17 protein-coding genes, 1 tRNA gene and 1 pseudogene are annotated in these 16,791 nt (G+C 70.9%); 8 read left to right on the top strand and 11 right to left on the bottom strand.

All coding sequences use genetic code 11. The annotated features are described in order from the left end of the window. Positions 1-502: 502 nt before the first annotated feature. The 6 genes and pseudogenes from AC1DE0_RS15555 to AC1DE0_RS15580 all read left to right on the top strand — a co-directional run. Positions 503-684 (top strand): annotated as a pseudogene (locus tag AC1DE0_RS15555) (EamA family transporter); the annotation flags it as partial. Positions 685-1,151: 467 nt separating this feature from the next. After that, positions 1,152-2,264, top strand: a complete 1,113-nt coding sequence (gene mraY / locus AC1DE0_RS15560; protein ID WP_478102131.1) for a phospho-N-acetylmuramoyl-pentapeptide-transferase — start codon at positions 1,152-1,154, stop codon at positions 2,262-2,264. 80 nt (positions 2,265-2,344) lie between these two features. Then, positions 2,345-3,112, top strand: coding sequence for a class I SAM-dependent methyltransferase (locus AC1DE0_RS15565; protein WP_478102133.1), 768 nt, complete (start codon positions 2,345-2,347; stop codon positions 3,110-3,112). Between the two features lie 58 nt (positions 3,113-3,170). After that, positions 3,171-5,594, top strand: coding sequence for a zinc dependent phospholipase C family protein (locus AC1DE0_RS15570; RefSeq protein WP_478102135.1), 2,424 nt, complete (start codon positions 3,171-3,173; stop codon positions 5,592-5,594). 3 nt (positions 5,595-5,597) lie between these two features. Further along, on the top strand, positions 5,598-6,941 hold the full coding sequence (locus AC1DE0_RS15575; protein ID WP_478102137.1) for a hypothetical protein: 1,344 nt from the start codon (positions 5,598-5,600) through the stop codon (positions 6,939-6,941). 115 nt (positions 6,942-7,056) lie between these two features. Then, positions 7,057-7,554 carry a VOC family protein gene (locus AC1DE0_RS15580; RefSeq protein WP_478102139.1) on the top strand — a complete coding sequence of 166 codons (498 nt, stop codon included), beginning with the start codon at positions 7,057-7,059 and terminating at the stop codon, positions 7,552-7,554. A gap of 13 nt (positions 7,555-7,567) precedes the next feature. Here the strand turns inward: AC1DE0_RS15580 and AC1DE0_RS15585 are convergent, their stop codons facing one another. The 4 genes from AC1DE0_RS15585 to AC1DE0_RS15600 all read right to left on the bottom strand — a co-directional run bounded on the left by AC1DE0_RS15585 (position 7,568) and on the right by AC1DE0_RS15600 (position 8,967). Beyond that, on the bottom strand, positions 7,568-7,909 hold the full coding sequence (locus tag AC1DE0_RS15585) for a GroES family chaperonin (RefSeq protein ID WP_449343050.1): 342 nt from the start codon (positions 7,907-7,909) through the stop codon (positions 7,568-7,570). A 55-nt stretch (positions 7,910-7,964) separates the two neighbouring features. After that, entirely contained in the window at positions 7,965-8,219 is a 255-nt protein-coding gene (locus AC1DE0_RS15590; RefSeq protein WP_478102145.1) for a DUF3618 domain-containing protein, read from the bottom strand. A 27-nt stretch (positions 8,220-8,246) separates the two neighbouring features. Next, entirely contained in the window at positions 8,247-8,720 is a 474-nt protein-coding gene (gene bcp / locus AC1DE0_RS15595; RefSeq protein WP_478102147.1) for a thioredoxin-dependent thiol peroxidase, read from the bottom strand. A gap of 166 nt (positions 8,721-8,886) precedes the next feature. Further along, positions 8,887-8,967: transfer RNA gene (locus AC1DE0_RS15600), tRNA-Leu, on the bottom strand. 84 nt (positions 8,968-9,051) lie between these two features. On the opposite strand from AC1DE0_RS15600, the gene AC1DE0_RS15605 reads away from it, so the two are divergent. Beyond that, entirely contained in the window at positions 9,052-9,468 is a 417-nt protein-coding gene (locus tag AC1DE0_RS15605; RefSeq protein WP_478102149.1) for a RidA family protein, read from the top strand. On the opposite strand, the gene AC1DE0_RS15610 is transcribed toward AC1DE0_RS15605, so the two are convergent. The 7 genes from AC1DE0_RS15610 to clpS form a co-directional block, all read right to left on the bottom strand. Further along, complete coding sequence (locus AC1DE0_RS15610) at positions 9,455-11,026, bottom strand: molybdopterin-dependent oxidoreductase (RefSeq protein WP_478102151.1); 1,572 nt, start codon at positions 11,024-11,026, stop codon at positions 9,455-9,457. The two genes, AC1DE0_RS15605 and AC1DE0_RS15610, sit on opposite strands and share 14 nt — an antisense overlap. Next, on the bottom strand, positions 11,023-11,643 hold the full coding sequence (rdgB, locus tag AC1DE0_RS15615) for an RdgB/HAM1 family non-canonical purine NTP pyrophosphatase (protein WP_478102153.1): 621 nt from the start codon (positions 11,641-11,643) through the stop codon (positions 11,023-11,025). Before rdgB ends, AC1DE0_RS15610 begins: the two co-directional genes overlap by 4 nt. Then, positions 11,640-12,404 carry a ribonuclease PH gene (gene rph / locus AC1DE0_RS15620; RefSeq protein WP_478102155.1) on the bottom strand — a complete coding sequence of 255 codons (765 nt, stop codon included), beginning with the start codon at positions 12,402-12,404 and terminating at the stop codon, positions 11,640-11,642. The genes rdgB and rph overlap by 4 nt, the downstream gene beginning before the upstream one ends. Before the next feature lie 66 nt (positions 12,405-12,470). Further along, positions 12,471-13,340 carry an aldo/keto reductase gene (locus tag AC1DE0_RS15625; protein ID WP_478102158.1) on the bottom strand — a complete coding sequence of 290 codons (870 nt, stop codon included), beginning with the start codon at positions 13,338-13,340 and terminating at the stop codon, positions 12,471-12,473. Positions 13,341-13,479: 139 nt separating this feature from the next. Continuing rightward, the gene (locus AC1DE0_RS15630; RefSeq protein WP_478102160.1) at positions 13,480-14,247 is read right to left on the bottom strand and encodes an MBL fold metallo-hydrolase; all 768 of its coding nucleotides are present in this window, start codon (positions 14,245-14,247) and stop codon (positions 13,480-13,482) included. Positions 14,248-14,303: 56 nt separating this feature from the next. Continuing rightward, positions 14,304-15,071: a DUF2017 domain-containing protein gene (locus tag AC1DE0_RS15635; RefSeq protein WP_478102162.1), complete on the bottom strand. Its 768-nt coding sequence runs from the start codon at positions 15,069-15,071 to the stop codon at positions 14,304-14,306. Beyond that, positions 15,071-15,376: an ATP-dependent Clp protease adapter ClpS gene (clpS, locus tag AC1DE0_RS15640; RefSeq protein ID WP_442293568.1), complete on the bottom strand. Its 306-nt coding sequence runs from the start codon at positions 15,374-15,376 to the stop codon at positions 15,071-15,073. Before clpS ends, AC1DE0_RS15635 begins: the two co-directional genes overlap by 1 nt. Before the next feature lie 74 nt (positions 15,377-15,450). Between clpS and AC1DE0_RS15645 the strand changes: the two genes are divergently transcribed. After that, entirely contained in the window at positions 15,451-16,788 is a 1,338-nt protein-coding gene (locus AC1DE0_RS15645; protein WP_478102164.1) for a nicotinate phosphoribosyltransferase, read from the top strand. Positions 16,789-16,791: the final 3 nt, after the last annotated feature.

The raw sequence follows: 16,791 nt of genomic DNA on the forward strand, positions 1-16,791 counted from the left end.
ATGGTCGCGGCGGCGAGGAGCACAGCACCGGAGTGGGACATGCCGGCACGCCGCACCCGTGCCCGGGCCGTGACGTCAGGTCAGGGCGGTGCCGGCGCGACGGGCCGCCGACCGTCCCCCTGGCGCAGTCGGCAGCCCGTCTCAGGCGAACCGCTGGTGATTGAACGGTCTCGAAAAGAGCACCCCCCGGTGCTACGACCACGATGACACCCGACCTGCGCCGCCGGGCCGGATCCCGAAAACCCGGGACCGTAGGAAGAGACGGTTGGTTGAGGACGTGGTTCCGTCCTGCTGGTTGGTGCATCACGCCCTGACTTCTTCACCTGGCCGCGCGCGTGGACTCGCCCGCGGGACTTAGAAGTCGAGGCCCTCGAAGTGGTGCTGTCAGCCAGCCGTTGACGCTGGTTCGCTGGGCCTGTCGCAGCAGCGCGGCTGGGGCTTCGGCATTGAAGCGGTCGATACCCCCGGACACGCACAGCAGCAGCGTTGCCGGGCCGCCCACCAATCCCCGTCCGCAACGCCCGTGCAGTGGGCGGTCTTCACCTACCTGGGCGTCGTGAGCATGTTCCTCGGCTTCTTCGCCTGGTACCACGGCCTGAAGATCGGGCCCATGGCCAGGTCAGCCAGGTCCAGCTCGTCCAACCGGTCCTTTCCATCCTCTGGGCCGGGCTGCTCAGGGGACAGACTGCGCCACCCGGCATGCACGGTCCGGGGCGTCGGAGCTCGCCGACTGCAGACTCCGTGAGCCGCGCCCCGCGGGTGCTCTGGAGTCCGCGTAACCATCCACTTTTGGACGGGAAACATGCAGAACGAACGCGCACGGTCGAGTGCACGCCGGAGGCAAACGCGCAGGTCAGAGCCCACGTTGAGGCCCTGGCGAGCAACGACGCGCGCGGGTTGCCGAAACTCACTGGGTTCGAGGTTCGAGTCCCTGACGGCGCACTCTTCATTCGGGTAGAGCCCGGTCCCTCTCGGGGCCGGGCTCTACCCGTGCGCCCGCAAGGACGCGATGCCCGCCTGCCGGTCGACCTCGCGCAGAGCCGGTGCCCTAGGGTTGGCCGGCGACCCGGAGCCGACCACGTGGGTGGGCGCCGGGGACCCAGACGAACCGAGGACCGCGAGCGCGGTCGGAAGGGCAGCGACGAGTTCCGATGCTCAACGTCATGCTTGCCGGTGGCATCTCGATGGCAGTGGCGCTGCTCTTCACGAAGCCCTTCATCGCGGTCCTCGTGCGACGGCGCTACGGCCAGTTCATCCGCGACGACCTGACCCACCACCATGTCAAGCGGGGCAAGCCCACCATGGGCGGCGCGGTCATCATCGCGGCGGCCTTCGTCGGGTACTTCGGCTCACACGTGGTCCTGCTGGCCCTGAGCGCCATGGGAGTGCTCAAGGTCATCCACAACGGCATCTCGCTCAGCGCCTCCCTCGTGCTCTTCCTGCTCAGCGGTCTCGGCGTGGTCGGGTTCCTCGACGACTACACGAAGATCCGGAAGGAACGCAGCCTGGGCCTCACGGGCAGGCAGAAACTCGTCGGCCAGACGCTCGTCACGGTCGTGTTCGCGCTCGGTGCCCTGCTGTTGACCGACGAGCACGGGCTCTCCCCCGCTTCGACGGCGATCTCCTTCATCAGGGACACGCCCGTGAACCTCGCGTTCGCCGGTCCCGTCGTGGCGGTGGTCCTCTTCATCGCGTGGGCGAACGTGCTCATCGCCGGGGCGTCGAACGGGGTCAACATCACCGACGGCCTCGACGGCCTCGCGCCCGGCGCCTGCGTCATGGTCTTCGGGGCCTACACGCTGATCGCCATGTGGCAGTACAACCAGGGCTGCGCCGTCGCGCCCGCACCCAACTGCTACGACGTCAGCGACGCGCTCGACCTGGCCGTCGTCTCCTGCGCGATCGGGGGCGCCTGCTTCGGGTTCCTGTGGTGGAACACCTCACCGGCCGAGATCATCATGGGCGACACGGGCTCCCTCTCCCTGGGCGCCGCCTTGGCGGGCGTGGCCATCCTCACCCGCACCCAGCTGCTGCTGGTCGTGCTCGGCGGCCTCTTCGTCATCGTCACCGCATCGGTCATCATCCAGGTGGTCAGCTTCAAGCTCACCGGCAAGCGCGTCTTCCGGATCGCCCCACTGCACCACCACTTCGAGATGGCCGGTTGGTCGGAGGTCACGATCGTCGCCCGCTTCTGGATCATCGCCGGCATCTGCATCACGGCCGGCCTGGCCCTGTTCTACGGCGAGTGGGTCTCGCGGCAGTAGGAAGCCCGTACGCGCCCCCCGCTCGCACCCGGTTCGTGAATGCGGTTGACTCGCCAGAGACCCGTTGCCAACCTTCGGGCATGCGGTCGTTCGAGGAGCTGGTGACGGAGGCGGAGTCCGCGGACATCGGAGGCTGGGGCTTCGGGTGGCTCGAGGGCCGCGCGACCGAGGAGCGGCCACCGTGGGGGTATGCCCGGCTGCTCGCAGAACGCCTCGCCCAGGTGGAGTCGGCGCTCGACATCGACACAGGCGGGGGCGAGGTGGTCGCCGAGGCGGCCAGGCTGCCTCCCACCATGGTCGTCACCGAGGGGTGGGCGCCGAACGCCGAGAGGGCGCGCCGCACCTTGGGACCTCGGGGCGTACGCGTCGTCCCCACCGACGACGGCCCGCTCCCGTTCGGCGACGGCTCGTTCGAGCTCGTGACCGCGCGGCACCCCGTGCGTCCAGACTGGGCAGAGATCCGCCGGGTCCTGCAGCCCGGAGGGCACTACTTCGCGCAGCACGTGGGACCGTCGTCGGCCTTCGAGCTCATCGAGCGCTTCCTCGGGCCGCTCCGTGAGGAGCGCAAGGGCCGCGACCCCGAGCGCGAGCGCGCGGCGGCAGAGCAGCAGGGGCTCGAGGTCGTACGCCTCGACCGGGCGCGGTGCCGGATGGAGTTCCACGACGTGGGTGCGGTCGTGTGGATCCTGCGCAAGTGCGTGTGGTGGGTGCCGGACTTCACGGTGGCGAGGTACGAGCCGGCCCTGCGCCGGCTTGACGAGCAGCTGCGAGCCGGCGAGCCGTTCGTCGCGCACTCGACTCGGCACCTCCTCGACGCCCGAGCAGCAGGCGGCGTATCAGCGTCCTGAGGTGGACCTCTTTGGAGATGGAGGACCGTTCGGTCCCGTTTCCGTGAAGGAGTCCGATATGCCCGGTTGGTACGTCCACCTCGAGGCGGCCCACGACACCGCCCGCAACCTCCGTGACGGGACTGTCCCCCCGAACTTCGCCATCGACCCGGCGCAGGCCCGGGTCATCGGGGAGCACTGCCACACCTGGCGCAACTACCTGGCGCTCGGCTCCCTCGGTCCCGACCTCTTCTACCTGCTGCCCGACTTCAAGAACACGACCGGGCAGGTGATCCGCCAGGTCGTCCAGTGGGCGCTGGACGTGTGGGAGGTCGTCGACTCGGAGTTCGTCGGCAAGTGGGAGAAGTGGATCGACCCGATCTCGACCAACAACGCCCAGCTCGCCTCACAGCTCACGGGCGGGCTCTCGACCCAGCTCGCGCAGGTCCTCGACTCCCTGACGTCGGCCATCATCACGGCCTTCAAGGGGCTGCTCGCGGAGATGGGCGACTGGTTCGGGGTGCTGACGTCGGGCGTGCCGCATGGCTTCGGCGACGACGCCTTCTACTGGTCGGACATGTTCCACTACCGCCGCACCTACCAGTTCCCCTTCGTGCTGTTCCAGCAGGCGCAGGACGCGCTGGCATCGGCGACGACGGACGACGAGCGGCAGGACGCCGAGGCGCGCATCGCCTTCGCCGTCGGGTGGATGTCGCACTGCGCCACCGACGTCACCGGCCACCCGTTCACCAACGCGAAGTCCGGCGGCCCCTACCGCGACCACTGGCAGCGCCACCACCTCGTCGAGAACTACATGGACTCGGAGAACTACGGAGCCCGCCACCCCGGACCCCTCTACGGCGAGTACGGCACCTCGGCCCTGCACTTCCGGCTGGCCTTCCGGCACCGCACCGACGCGCCGTACAACGGTCGCAACGATGCGCCCGCCTATGACTACTGGGGAGGCCTGCCGGCCTACGACAACGGCGACGGGCCCACGGCGACCGCTTTCCGACACACCTTCTTCGACCTCGACACCGGGCCGCTGCCCGACCACCTCGTGGAAGGTCTGCTCGAGGCGATGCACGACGTCTACGGGGCCGACGGGCCGCACATCCTGCTGCAGGACCCGCCGTTCTCGGCCACCGACCCCGTCACCGGCCAGCCCGACGGGCGACCGAACGAGGACGCGATGGGGCAGATGTGGGAGCTGGTCTACCGCTACCTCAAGATGACGGGCAGCGACGCGATCAGCCTCCGGCTGCCGCCACCCCCGTCGGTCTTCACCGACCACTCCTTCCCCACACCTCCCGGTGGTGGCGGCTCCGGCACCGACGACGACCCGGCCCGTGGCGCGGACGTCGACGACGACGACTCCTTCACGCTCCTCGACCTGCTGCTGGCGCTCTTCGCCTGGGCCGTCTACCTCGCACAGGTCGTCCTCTGGCTCGCCACGGTGCTGCCGGGGCTCATCGTCGACATCGCGACGTTCCCCGCTCGGCAGGTCGTCTACTGGGCCGTCATCGTGCCGGCGTGGAACCTCTACCTGCTGGCGCGCCGCGCCCTCGTCATGTCGGGGTTCGCGGTGCCGAAGCCGGGCGAGATCAACCCCGGGCTGACGACTCTGGGACGCGAGGGCACCTACGACATCGGGTCCGCGCTCGACAACCCGTCCGGGGTGCCGACCGCGCCGCCACCGGTCACCGAGCCGTCCGGACGCCTCCACCCGACGGACGCACACGGCCTCGACCACGCCTACCCGCGCGGCATCGTCCGCGACCTCCCGTCGTCGATCAGCCGCATCGACCTCGTCGGCGCGCTGGGGCTGACGTCACCGCTTCGGTATGCCGGCGACGCAGCGGGAGACGCGTTCAAACCCTCGGAATGGGTTGCGCCCTGGCGGTATCCGTTCACGAACCAGGCGGGCGACGGAGTCGCCCAGGAGGGCGCCCCGACGCACGCCGGCCCGTACGTCGTCGGGTCGAGCTCGACCGTGCTGCTGTCCGGGGTCACCGGCGACAACGACACGCGGCACGAGCTGGAGAAGGCAGGCTCACCGGCCGAGACCGAACAGGTCCTCGACACGCGGCTGCCAGCCGACCAGCACCTCGGCGGGCCGGTCGACTACGGCCTCTACCTCGTCGGACGGATGGCCCACGAGGTCGGGCAGCAGGACTTCGGCGTGCCCGACTTCAACCTCGACTCCGACCGTGGGTACGCCTGGCGCACCTGGGACTGGGACCGCAGCACGGTGCCCTGCGTGCCCGACGTCGACCCGGTCGGCTCGGAGGACTACGGCTACCCGCTGCCGTGCACGTCACCCCAGTTCTTCCACGCCGACCACGACTGCCCGTCGCAGCCGGGGCGGTGGTACGAGGAGGCGCACGACGTCGCGGTCCACTACCTGCCGGGTTCCGGTCCGGCCGTCTGCGGCCGACCGCAGAAGCACGAGCCCGACACCGACCCCGAATGGCGCGAGCGCCTGCACCGCAAGGAGGGCTGACCGATGGCACGCCACCGCGACGACCAGCAGCACCCGGTCCTCACCGACAAGGAGGACACGACCCAACGCGGCGAGAGCCCGCCCGGCGCCTTCGGGCACACCGAGGCACCCAGTGGTGACCTCGACCCGGGCTGGATGCCCACCGACGACGTCAAGGACGCCGCGGAGGGACTCATCAAGGCGATCGGCGGTGAACACCGGCCACGACGCGAGGACGTCTACCCGTACCTGCTCGTTCGCGCGTACAGCCCCGGCGACCGCGCGGTCCGGCCGACCTGGCCGAGCATCCCCTGCTGGGAGTCCCCCGACATCCTGCTCGTCGACGCGGCCTACACGGGCCCGTTCTCACCCGCGCAGCTCGTCGCGTCCCCGACGGCCGGCCGCCGCTACCGCGTGTTCGTCCGCGTCTGGAACCTCGGGCTGTTCCCGGCGATCGGCGTCCACGTGCGCGGCTGGTACGTCAACCCCGGCTTCTTCGGCGGCGACCCCACCAACCCGGCCTACCAGCCCCAGCCGATCGGCATGGCGGTGGTGCCCCAGCTCGACGACCGCACCAAGCCCGGTGCGATGCAGGTCGTCGAGCTCGACCAGACCTGGGACATCCCCGCGACCCTGACCGGGCACGAGTGCCTGATGGCGAGCGTCAGCTGCCCGCTGGACGAGTGGTCCGGCGCCCTCGACGCCAACCACGACCGGCACGTGGCGCAGCGCAACCTCACCATCCTCGCGGGCACCGACAGCGCCAAGCAGCTGCTCTTCACCCTCGGCGGCCTCGTCACGAAGACGGGCACACTCGAGCTGCGACACGGCGGGGCAGCCGTGACACCGCTGCTCAAGGGGGTCCTCGGCACGACGAAGACCGAGCTCGGCCCCGCGGCGAGGCTGCGTGCGCCGTCGGCCAAGGCCCTGCGCCTGGGCGTGCCCACGGGGGCGGGCCAGCACCTGCTGACGATGCTGCTCACGGACCAGGGCTGGCTCGTCGCCGACAGCGCGAGGCTGTGGAACGTCGCCGTCGAGCTCGGCGTCGTCGAGCGCGGCCGGCCCGGCCGTGACGCGCAGAGCGGACACCCCTTCGCTCGTCCGCTCGGGAGCCGGCGAGTCATCGAGAGGGTCATCGAGCGGGTCGGCGTCGACCAGGTGGAGCAGATCGGGGTCCTCAGCCGCGCGGAACCCGGTGAGGCCCTCGTCGAGGGGCTGAGCCGGCTGTGGTACCTCGACGACCTGGACGCGCGGGGTCTGGCGCGAGCGATCGCCGACGGTGGCCCCTTCGCGCACCTGCTGCGCTTCGCGCACACCGACCCCGAGCGACAGGAGCCCGGCGGCTACTCGGTCACCGTCGTCGCGTGACCCGCGGGCGAGCGGCCCGGCGACCACTGGAGCAGCCGTTCACCTCGGGCTAGCCTGAGTTGAACGCGCAACTGCCGTCCGTCGGTCGACACCGACTCCAGGATCCGAGGCACCCGTGACCGAGATCGACCTGACCGCCATCGAGGCCGAGCGCGAGCGCATCCGCGCCTCCTACCTCGAGCCCGCCGAGCGTCGGCCGGGGTCGAGCGCCCGCGGCCTGCACCACTTCGCCGTCGTCGCCCGCGACGTCGAGGAGACCATCCGGTTCTACCAGGGAGTGCTCGAGTTCCCCCTGACCGAGATCTTCGAGAACCGCGACTACCGGGGCTCGAACCACTTCTTCTTCGACATCGGCAACGGCAACCTGCTGGCGTTCTTCGACTTCCCGGGGCTCGACGTCGTGCCCTACGCGGAGGTGCTCGGCGGACTTCACCACATCGCCATCTCGGTGGAGCCGGACACGTGGACGCGGTTGCGCGGACGCCTCGACGACGCGGGGGTCGAGTACGTCGAAGAGAGCGGGTCCTCGCTCTACTTCCGCGACCCCAACGGTGCGCGGCTCGAGCTCATCGCCGACCCGCTCGGCGAGATGTACGGCAGCAAGGTCCTGTGACCCCGGCGACCGCCTAGAGGTAGAGGCCGGTCTGTCCCGCGTCGACGCGCTGGGCGGCCACGGCGTGGATGTCACGTTCCCGCAGCAGCACGTAGTCGGTGCCCTGGAGCTCCACCTCGGCGCGCTCTTCGGGGTCGAAGAGCACGCGGTCGCCGAGCTGCACCTGGCGCACGTTGGGCCCGGTGGCCACGACCTCGGCCCAGGCGAGCCGCTTGCCGACGGACGCCGTGGCGGGAATGAGGATGCCGCCTCCCGAGCGCCGGTCACCCTCCTTCTCGAGCGAGACGAGCACGCGGTCGTGCAGCATCCGGACCGGCAGCTCCTGTGCCGTCGTGGCCGAGTCCTTCTTGCCCATGGTGATCTGCTGGTGCCTGTGTCGTTCGTCCGGTGACCGGGAGGCTCGCGCCGGCTCAGCCCCGCCGACGGCGGAGCAGCCCGACGGCGACGACGACCACCACGGCCGCGGCCACGACGGCGCCGATGCGCTCGATGCGCAGCTCGCCGTCCTCGGTGTGGGTCGCCGAGGCGAGGCGCAGCTTGAGGCCCTGGATCTGCCGCTCGGCGATGACCTGGGGCTGGGCCCGGTAGGCCAGCTCGTTGACGGTGCCCTCGAGGCGCGCGCGGGCGGCCCGGATGTCCTGCTCGATGCGTGCGGTGTCGGTCATCTGGCTTCCTTTCGGGACGGTGCGACTCTAGTGGGCGAGGCCGAGGTCGCGACGGAGCTTGGCCACGTGACCGGTCGCCTTGACGTTGTAGAAGGCGTGGCTGACCTTGCCCTGCTCGTCGACGACGAAGGTGGACCGGATGACGCCCTCGACGGTCTTGCCGTAGAGCTTCTTCTCACCCCAGGCGCCGTACGCGTTGTGGACCGAGAGGTCCTCGTCGCTCAGCAGCGGGATGGTGAGGTGGTCGCGCTCGCGGAACTTGGCGAGCTTCGCCGGCTTGTCCTTGGAGATGCCGACGACTTCGTAGCCGTCCTTCTTGAGCGAGTCGAGCGACTCGCTGAAGTCGCACGCCTGCTTGGTGCAGCCGGGAGTCATCGCGGCCGGGTAGAAGTAGACGATGACCTTACGCCCGGCGAAGTCGCCCAGGGCGACCGTGCCACCGGCGTCGTCGGGAAGGTCGAAGGCCGGTGCCTGCTCGCCGGGCTCGAGTCTGGACGTCACTGGGGCTCCTCCTGGTCGGAACGTGCCGGTGAGACCGCGGACCGCGGTCCCGACGCGCACGAATCTCGCGCTGGACGAATGGCTTTCACGAATCGTATCGGTAGGTCACGTACCCGCCCGGGGCGCTCCCCCGGCTCCCGAGGCCGACGGATCGACCTCGTCTCGGTGCGGACGGCGGGACTCGAACCCGCACACCTGAGGCACAGGAACCTAAATCCTGCGTGTCTACCAGTTCCACCACGTCCGCTCGCTGCTGCGCCGCCCACTGTAGTTGTCCCGGGAGCTGTCCCGGACGCCCTGTCCCCGACGGGCCGGTGGCTAGCCTGCAGGCATGAGACGCAACATCGGCACGGGCAGCCCGTGGGAGGGCGTCGTCGGCTACTCGCGCGCCGTGCGGGTCGGCGACAGCGTGCACGTCGCCGGCACGACAGCGGTGCGTGACGGGCGCGTGGTGGCGCCGGGCGACGCCTACCGCCAGGCGCAGGTGGCTCTCGAGATCCTCGTCGCGGCCCTGGCCGAGTGCGGGGCCTCACCCGCCGACGTCGTGCGCACCCGCCTCTACGTCACCGACATGCGCGACTGGGAGGCCGTCGGCCGGGCGCATGGCGAGGTGTTCGCCGACGTGCGGCCGGCGTCGACCCTGGTCCAGGTCGTGGCCCTCATCGAGCCCGACCTGCTGGTGGAGATCGAAGCGGAGGCGATCGTCGGCGGCGCGGCGGAGACGGCGGAGCCGATCACTCCACCCTGACGTTGACCACGTGGATGCCGGTGGCGCCGTCGGGCGCCGGCGGGGCCTCGAGCGGCGACTGCACCTCGCCCTTGTCGTCGTACGCCCGCACGCGCAGGTCGTGGCTTCCGGGTGTCGCCTGCCACTCGTAGACCCACTGCCGCCAGGTGTCGATGCTCGCGTCGACCGCGAGTCGCGCCTCGGCCCACGGCTGCTGGTCGACCTGCACCTCGACCTTCGAGATGCCCGTGTGCTGGTGCCACGCGACGCCGGCCACCGCGACGGTGCCTCCCTTGACGGTCGCACCCGCCCGCGGGACGTCGATGCGGGAGGCGGTCTTGATCGGGCCCGTCGCCGACCAGCCCCGTGTCGACCAGTAGGCCACGTCCTGCTGGTACGTGGTCACCTTGAGCTCCGTCACCCACTTCGTCGCCGACACGTAGCCGTAGAGGCCGGGGACGACGACGCGTACGGGGAAGCCGTGCTCGAAGGGCAGCGGCTCGCCGTTCATGCGGATCGCGAGCAGCGCATTGCGGTCGTCGGTGAGCGCGGCGAGCGGCGTCGACGCCGTGAACCCGTCGATGCTCGTCTGGAGCACCATGTCCGCGCCGGCCTTGGGCCCCGCGAGCGCCAGCAGCTCGCGCACCGGCCACCCGGTCCAGACCGCGTTGCCGATGAGGTCGCCCCCGACCTCGTTCGAGACGCAGGTGAGAGTCACGAGCGCCTCCTGCATCTGCTTGCCCTGCAACGTCTTCCAGTCGATCTCGACCTCACGGTCGACCATGCCCGTGACCTTGAGCTTCCAGTCGTTCGCATCGATGTGGGGCACGACGATGGCGGTGTCGATGCGGTAGAAGTCGGTGTTGGGGACGATGTAGGGCGTGAGGCCCGGGACGCCCAGATCGGCCCCGGCGGGGATGGCGAGCTTCGTGCCCTTCAGCGGCACGCTCTTGAGCGCGTCCCGCGAGACCGTGGCCGCCGACGAGCCGCCCCCGACATAGCTGCCGAGGTATGCCGTCACGGCGCCGACCGCACCACCGAGCAGCCAGCGTCTGCCGGGGTTGGCCGCGCCCGAGCGCCCGGCCGCATCTCGCGCGACCGGCGTGCGGCTGAGGAACCACAGCCCGGCGACGGTGCCGAGCACGGTCGGCAGGACGTCGAGAGGTCCGGCGCCCGGGCGCGTCATCACGGCTGCCGCTCCGACGACCCCGACGAGGGCGAAGGCGACGAGCGCGGGCACCATGCGTCGCGTCGCGACCGCGCCGATCGCGGCACAGACGAGCGCGAGCACCACCACGGTGCTGACGAGCAGGGCACGCTTGTCGTTCGTGCCGAACGTGGAGACCGCGAAGTCCTTGAGCCACGGGGGTGTCCGGTCGATGAACGCACCGCTGACCGCGGCGACCGGGGCGGGTTGCCCGGACGACTGACCGACGGCGACCAGGGCCGCGGCCGCCAGGGTGGCGAGGCCGACCGTGACCAGCCCGGCCACCACCCCGTCGACGGCTCCCCACCACAGTGGGCGAGCCACCGGCTCCTGAGCGGTCTCGGGACGGGTGGCCGGGCTGGTTGCGGTCATGACCTCAGGTGCTCCTTCAGGTGTGGCACGAGCGCTCGGAAGGCGAGCGACCGGTGCGACACGTGGTTCTTCTCGTCGGCGTCGTACTCCGCCAGTGTGCGTTCGTTGCCGTTGGGTTGGTCAGATGGCACGAAAATCGGGTCGTAACCGAAACCATTTGTGCCACGGGGCTCGCGTGCGACCGTGCCGGGGAAGCGCCCGAGCTCGGCCGCCGACCGTCCGTCGGGCAGAACGAGCGCCGCGGCGCACACGAACGCCGCCGCCCGGTGCTCGTCGCGCACGTCACCCAGCTGGGCGAGGAGCAGCTCGAGGTTGGCGCGGTCGCCGCCCCCGCCGGACCACCGTGCGCTGAAGATCCCCGGCGACCCGCCGAGCACGTCGACAGCCAGGCCGGAGTCGTCGGCCAGCGCCGGCATGCCGGTGGCGTGGGCCGCGGAGGCCGCCTTGAGGATCGCGTTCTGCTCGAAGGTGACGCCGTCCTCGACGACGTCCGGCGCGTCGGGGAACTCGTCCAGGCCGACGATCTCGAGCCCGAGCTCGGCGCTCACGTCGCCGAGGATCTCGCGCAGCTCCTCGACCTTGTGGGCGTTGCGGGTGGCGAGGACGACCTTCGTCACGCGACCGACCCCCCGTCGGCCTCGCCGGCTGCGGGCGTGGCGAGAGCCTGTTGCTGCTGTGCGGTGAGGTCGGCGCAGCCCTTCGTCGCCAGGTCGAGCAGCTCGCCGAGCAGGTCGCGGTCGAAGGGCTCACCCTCGGCCGTGCCCTGCACCTCGATGAAGCGCCCGTCGCCGGTCATGACGACGTTCATGTCGGTCTCGGCCGTGGAGTCCTCGGGGTAGTCGAGGTCGAGGACGGCGCGGCCGCCGACGACCCCCACCGAGATGGCGGCGACGGAGCCGGTGAGCGGCTCGGCCTTCTTGCCGATGAGGCCCTTGGCGCGGGCGTCCTCGATGGCGTCGGCGAGCGCGACGAACGCGCCGGTGATGGCGGCCGTGCGTGTGCCGCCGTCGGCCTGCAGCACGTCGCAGTCCAGGACGATGGTGTTCTCGCCGAGGGCCTTCGTGTCGATGACGGCGCGCAGGCTGCGCCCGATCAGCCGGCTGATCTCGTGGGTGCGCCCGCCGATGCGGCCCTTGACGCTCTCGCGGTCGGAGCGGGTGTTCGTGGCCCGCGGCAGCATCGCGTACTCGGCCGTGACCCATCCGGTGCCCTTGCCCTTGAGCCACCGGGGCACGCCCTCGGTGAAGGATGCCGCGCACAGCACCCGGGTGCGGCCGAACTCGACGAGGACGCTGCCCTCTGCATGGTCGAGCCAGTTGCGCGTGATCCGCACCTCGCGCGTCTGGTCGGGGGCACGTCCGTCATGTCGGTTGGTCATGACGACGAGGCTAGCCATGCTCGGGGCCGAGCCCCTCATCGCGGGTGCCGCGTGGACAGGCGTCGGTCAGCCGGCCGCTTCTGCCGACAGGCGCTCGACCTCGTCGGCCGACAGCTCGAGGTCGACGGCCTGCACCGAGTCCTCAATGCTCTCGGGGCGGGAGGCGCCCGGGATCGGCACCACGGTCGGCGCGAGCGCGAGCTCCCACGCGAGGGCCACCTGCTGGGGGCTCACGTCGTGGGCGCGCGCCACCTCAGCGAACGCGTCGTGCCGGCTGCCGAGGTCGCCGGCCCGGCTGATGCCGCCGAGGGGGCTCCACGGGAGGAACGCGATGCCGAGCTCAGCGCACAGGTCGAGCTCTGGAGCGCTGCTGCGGAAGGCCGGGGAGAACTGGTTCTGCACCGACACGAGACGTCCCCCGAGAACCTCCTGCGCCTCGCGGATCTGCGTCGGGTCGGCGTTCGAGATGCCGGCCATCTCGATGACACCCTCGTCGAGCAGCTCCGCGAGCGCGCCGACGGACTCGGCGTACGGCACGTCGGGGTCGGGCCGGTGGAACTGGTAGAGCCCGATGGCGTCGCCACCGAGCCGTGCGAGCGAGGCTCGCGCCGCCTCCTTGAGATGGTCGGGGCGGCCGTTCAGCGTCCACGACCCGTCACCCGGCCGCAGGTGACCGCCCTTGGTCGCGACGAGGACGTCGGAGGCGCTGCCCGACCAGGACGCAATGGCCTTGGCGATGAGCGACTCGTTGTGCCCGACCTCGTGGGCGTCGCGGTGGTACGCGTCCGCCGTGTCGATGAGGGTGACACCGGCGTCGAGCGCGGCGTGGATCGTGCGGATCGAGCGGTCCTCGTCGGGCCGCCCCTCGATGGACATCGGCATGCCGCCGAGCCCGATCGCGCTGACCTTCCTCGCTCCGATGGTTCGCTGTTGCACGGTGCCTCCCTGGTTCGGTCGTCCGGGTCGTCCGGGTCGTCGCTGCGTGAACGGGCGCCTGGCCCGGGCGACGCACGAGACGTCCCATACCCGGGCGACCGCCACCGTCACCCCTGCGTCCAGTGCGTGGCGGGAGCCGTCAGAGCGAGTAGCTGACGCCGGGCTCGGCGAGCTCGACCTTGCCCGGCCAGATCGCAGCGGCCTGCTCGCGGCACACCTCGGGGTCGTTCCACGCGGGGATGTGGGTCAGCATGAGGCGCCCCACTCCCCCGGCCCGGACCGCGGCCTCGGCGGCGCGTCTGCCGGACAGGTGGATGTCGGGCACCGTGTCGCGACCGTCGACGAAGGCCGAGTCGGCCAGGACGAGGTCGGCACCCGCCATGAGGTCGGAGAGCTCGTCGCACGTGTCGGTGTCGCCGGTGTAGGCGAGCGTGCGACCGTCGGCCTCGACCCGGAAGCCGAAGGCCTCGACGGGGTGGTTGACCCGCACCGGGGTGATGGTGAACGGTCCGACCGTCACGGTCTCGCGGTCACGCAGGTCGTGGAAGTCGAACGTTCCGAAGACGTCCTCGCTGTCGCCACCGCCGTAGGCGCGGGCGAGGTGGACCCCCGTGCCGGGCGGGCCCCACACCGGCATCGCCGAACGTCCGGGGCCTCCCGGGACGTAGCGCATCATGACGTAGAGCCCACACATGTCGATGCAGTGGTCGACGTGCAGGTGGCTGATCAGGACGGCGTCGACGGCATACGGCTCGATGTGGGTCTGGAGGGCGCCCAATGCGCCGTTGCCGAGATCGAGCACGATGCTCCAGGTGCGGCCCTCGTGCTCGGCCTGCACGAGGTAGGACGACGCGGCCGAGCGTGGCCCGGCGAAGGATCCCGAGCATCCGACGATCGTGACGTCCACGGGTCGAGCCTAGGTGCCGACGCCGACGCGGGCTCGCGACCGGCGCGTCGCGTGTGTCACACCGCGCCGCGGGGCCCGCCGTCGAGGTCATCGTCGAGGTCATCGTCGGAGTCCTCGGTGAGGTCGTCGACGTCGTCGAGGTCGTCCTCGTCGTATGCCGTCTCGCCGAGGCTGAGGTCGGTGCCCATCAGCGCGTGGGTCAGCGTCTCCTGGAGCCAGGTGAGGAAGTCGTACCAGGCCATGGCGTAGCCGAGCGGGTCGTCGTCGTCGATCACCTCCATCGCGGCGTGCAGCGCCTCCGCGTCCTCCTCGGTGCGCATGCCCATGCGCTCGCCGAGGAGCAGGCGGACGTCGGTCAGGGCCATGAGGAAGGACGGTGCCTGCTGCTCGCCCAGCACCACCCGGTCACCCGACGCCTCGGTGAGCCGGTCGAGGGCGACGTCGAGGTTGCCGCTCTTGCGCTGTCGCAGGCCCTCCTCGGTGAGTCGGCGGAACTCGGCGGCGACCTGGTCGTCGCCCCGGTGGGCGGTGGGAAGAAGTCGGTCGAGGGCCGGGTCACGGTCGGCAAGGGTCGACGAGTCCGGTTGCGCCACAGACTCGCCCGCGCCGACGCCCTCGCCGCCGTCAAGCGGGTGGGCCTGGTCGGCCGCGCTCAGCGAGAGGCCCATCGTGGCCACGAGGTCGTCGAAGGTGTCACCGGTCGGCTCGATCTCCGGGGACAGCAGGATGCGGGTCTGCTGCATCAGCCCGTAGAGGACCGTGCGCTCGGTCGTGTCGAGGAGCGCGACGTACTCGTCGGCCTCACGCAGGAAGGCGCGTGCCATCACTCGTCCTTCTCGAACGTCGCCCAGAGGCCGTAGCCCTGCAGGGCCTCCGCGTCGCGCTCCATGGACTCCCGCGGCCCGTTGGAGACGACCGCCTTACCCTTCACGTGCACGTCCATCATCAGCTTCTCGGCCTTCGGCCGTGCGTAGCCGAAGTAGGTCTCGAAGACCCAGGTCACGTAGGTCATGAGGTTGACCGGGTCGTTCCAGACGATCGTCACCCAGGGCAGGTCCGGAGACACGACGTGCTCGGTCGAGGTCACCTCCTGCTCGACAGGGGCGAGGGAGAGGGTCGCTGCGGTCACAGGGCCACCCTAGGTCCCCGGACGGGCAGCCCGACCCCCGGAGCGGCGGCCGGGACTCCTCGGGCCGCGAGGGCATGCGCGCCCCTAGGGTGAGGAAGGTGAGCCCGACGAGCCCTCGCGCCGCGAGCACGGCGCTGTTGACCGACCACTACGAACTGACCATGCTCCAGGCGGCACTCGCCTCCGGCGAGGCGCACCGGCGCTGCGTCTTCGAGGCCTTCGCGAGGCGGCTGCCCGACGGGCGCCGCTACGGCGTCATCGCCGGCACCGGCCGCGTGCTCGAGGCACTCGAGCAGTTCCGCTTCGGCGACGACGAGCTGCGCTTCCTTTCAGACCACCAGGTCGTCGACCGACCCACGATCGACTGGCTCGCGTCCTACCGGTTCTCGGGTGAGGTCAGCGGCTACGCCGAGGGCGAGTGCTACTTCCCGCAGTCGCCCGTGCTCGTCGTCGAGTCCAGCTTCGCCGAGGGCGTCATCCTCGAGACGCTCGTGCTGTCGATCCTCAACCACGACACCGCGATCGCCTCGGCGGCCTCACGGATGACGACAGCAGCCGGGGGTCGCCCCTGCATCGAGATGGGGTCGAGGCGCACGCACGAGGAGGCGGCGGTGGCCGCTGCCCGGGCGGCATACGTGGCGGGGTTCGACGCGACCAGCAACCTCGAGGCGGGGCGCCGCTACGGCGTGCCCACGACCGGCACCGCGGCCCATGCCTTCACGCTGCTCTACGACTCCGAGAAGGAGGCGTTCACCGCGCAGGTCGACTCGCTCGGCAAGGGGACGACCCTGCTCGTCGACACCTACGACGTCAAGACGGCCGTCGCCCTCGCCATGGACATCGCGGGACCCGAGCTCGGGGCGGTGCGCCTCGACTCGGGCGATCTGCTGATCCAGGCGACCGAGGTCCGCGCCCAGCTCGACGCGGCAGGCAACACCGACACCCGCATCATCGTGACGTCCGACCTCGACGAGTACGCCATCGCCGGCCTGGCCGCCGGGCCGGTGAGCGGCTACGGGGTCGGGACCGCGCTCGTCACCGGTTCCGGCGCCCCGACCGCGTCGATGGTCTACAAGCTCGTCCAGCGCGAGGACGCCTCCGGCCAGATGCAGGGCGTGGCCAAGAAGAGCAAGGACAAGACGTCGGTCGGCGGCCGCAAGTGGGCGATGCGCCGCCTCGGTGACAACGGGGTCGCACAGGCCGAGGTCATCGGCATCGGCGAGAGACCGCGCGACGACGGCAACGACCGCCCCCTGATGATCGAGCTGGTCCGCGCCGGTGAGGTCGTCGACCACCAGGACATCCACGAGGCCCGGGCACGGCACGAGGCCTCCCGCGCCGAGCTCCCCCGCGCGGCTGCCCAGCTCTCCCGCGGCGAGCCCGTGATTCCCACGATCTACGAGGAGGACTGAGCC

Source organism: Terrabacter sp. 05T424, from assembly GCF_056396225.1.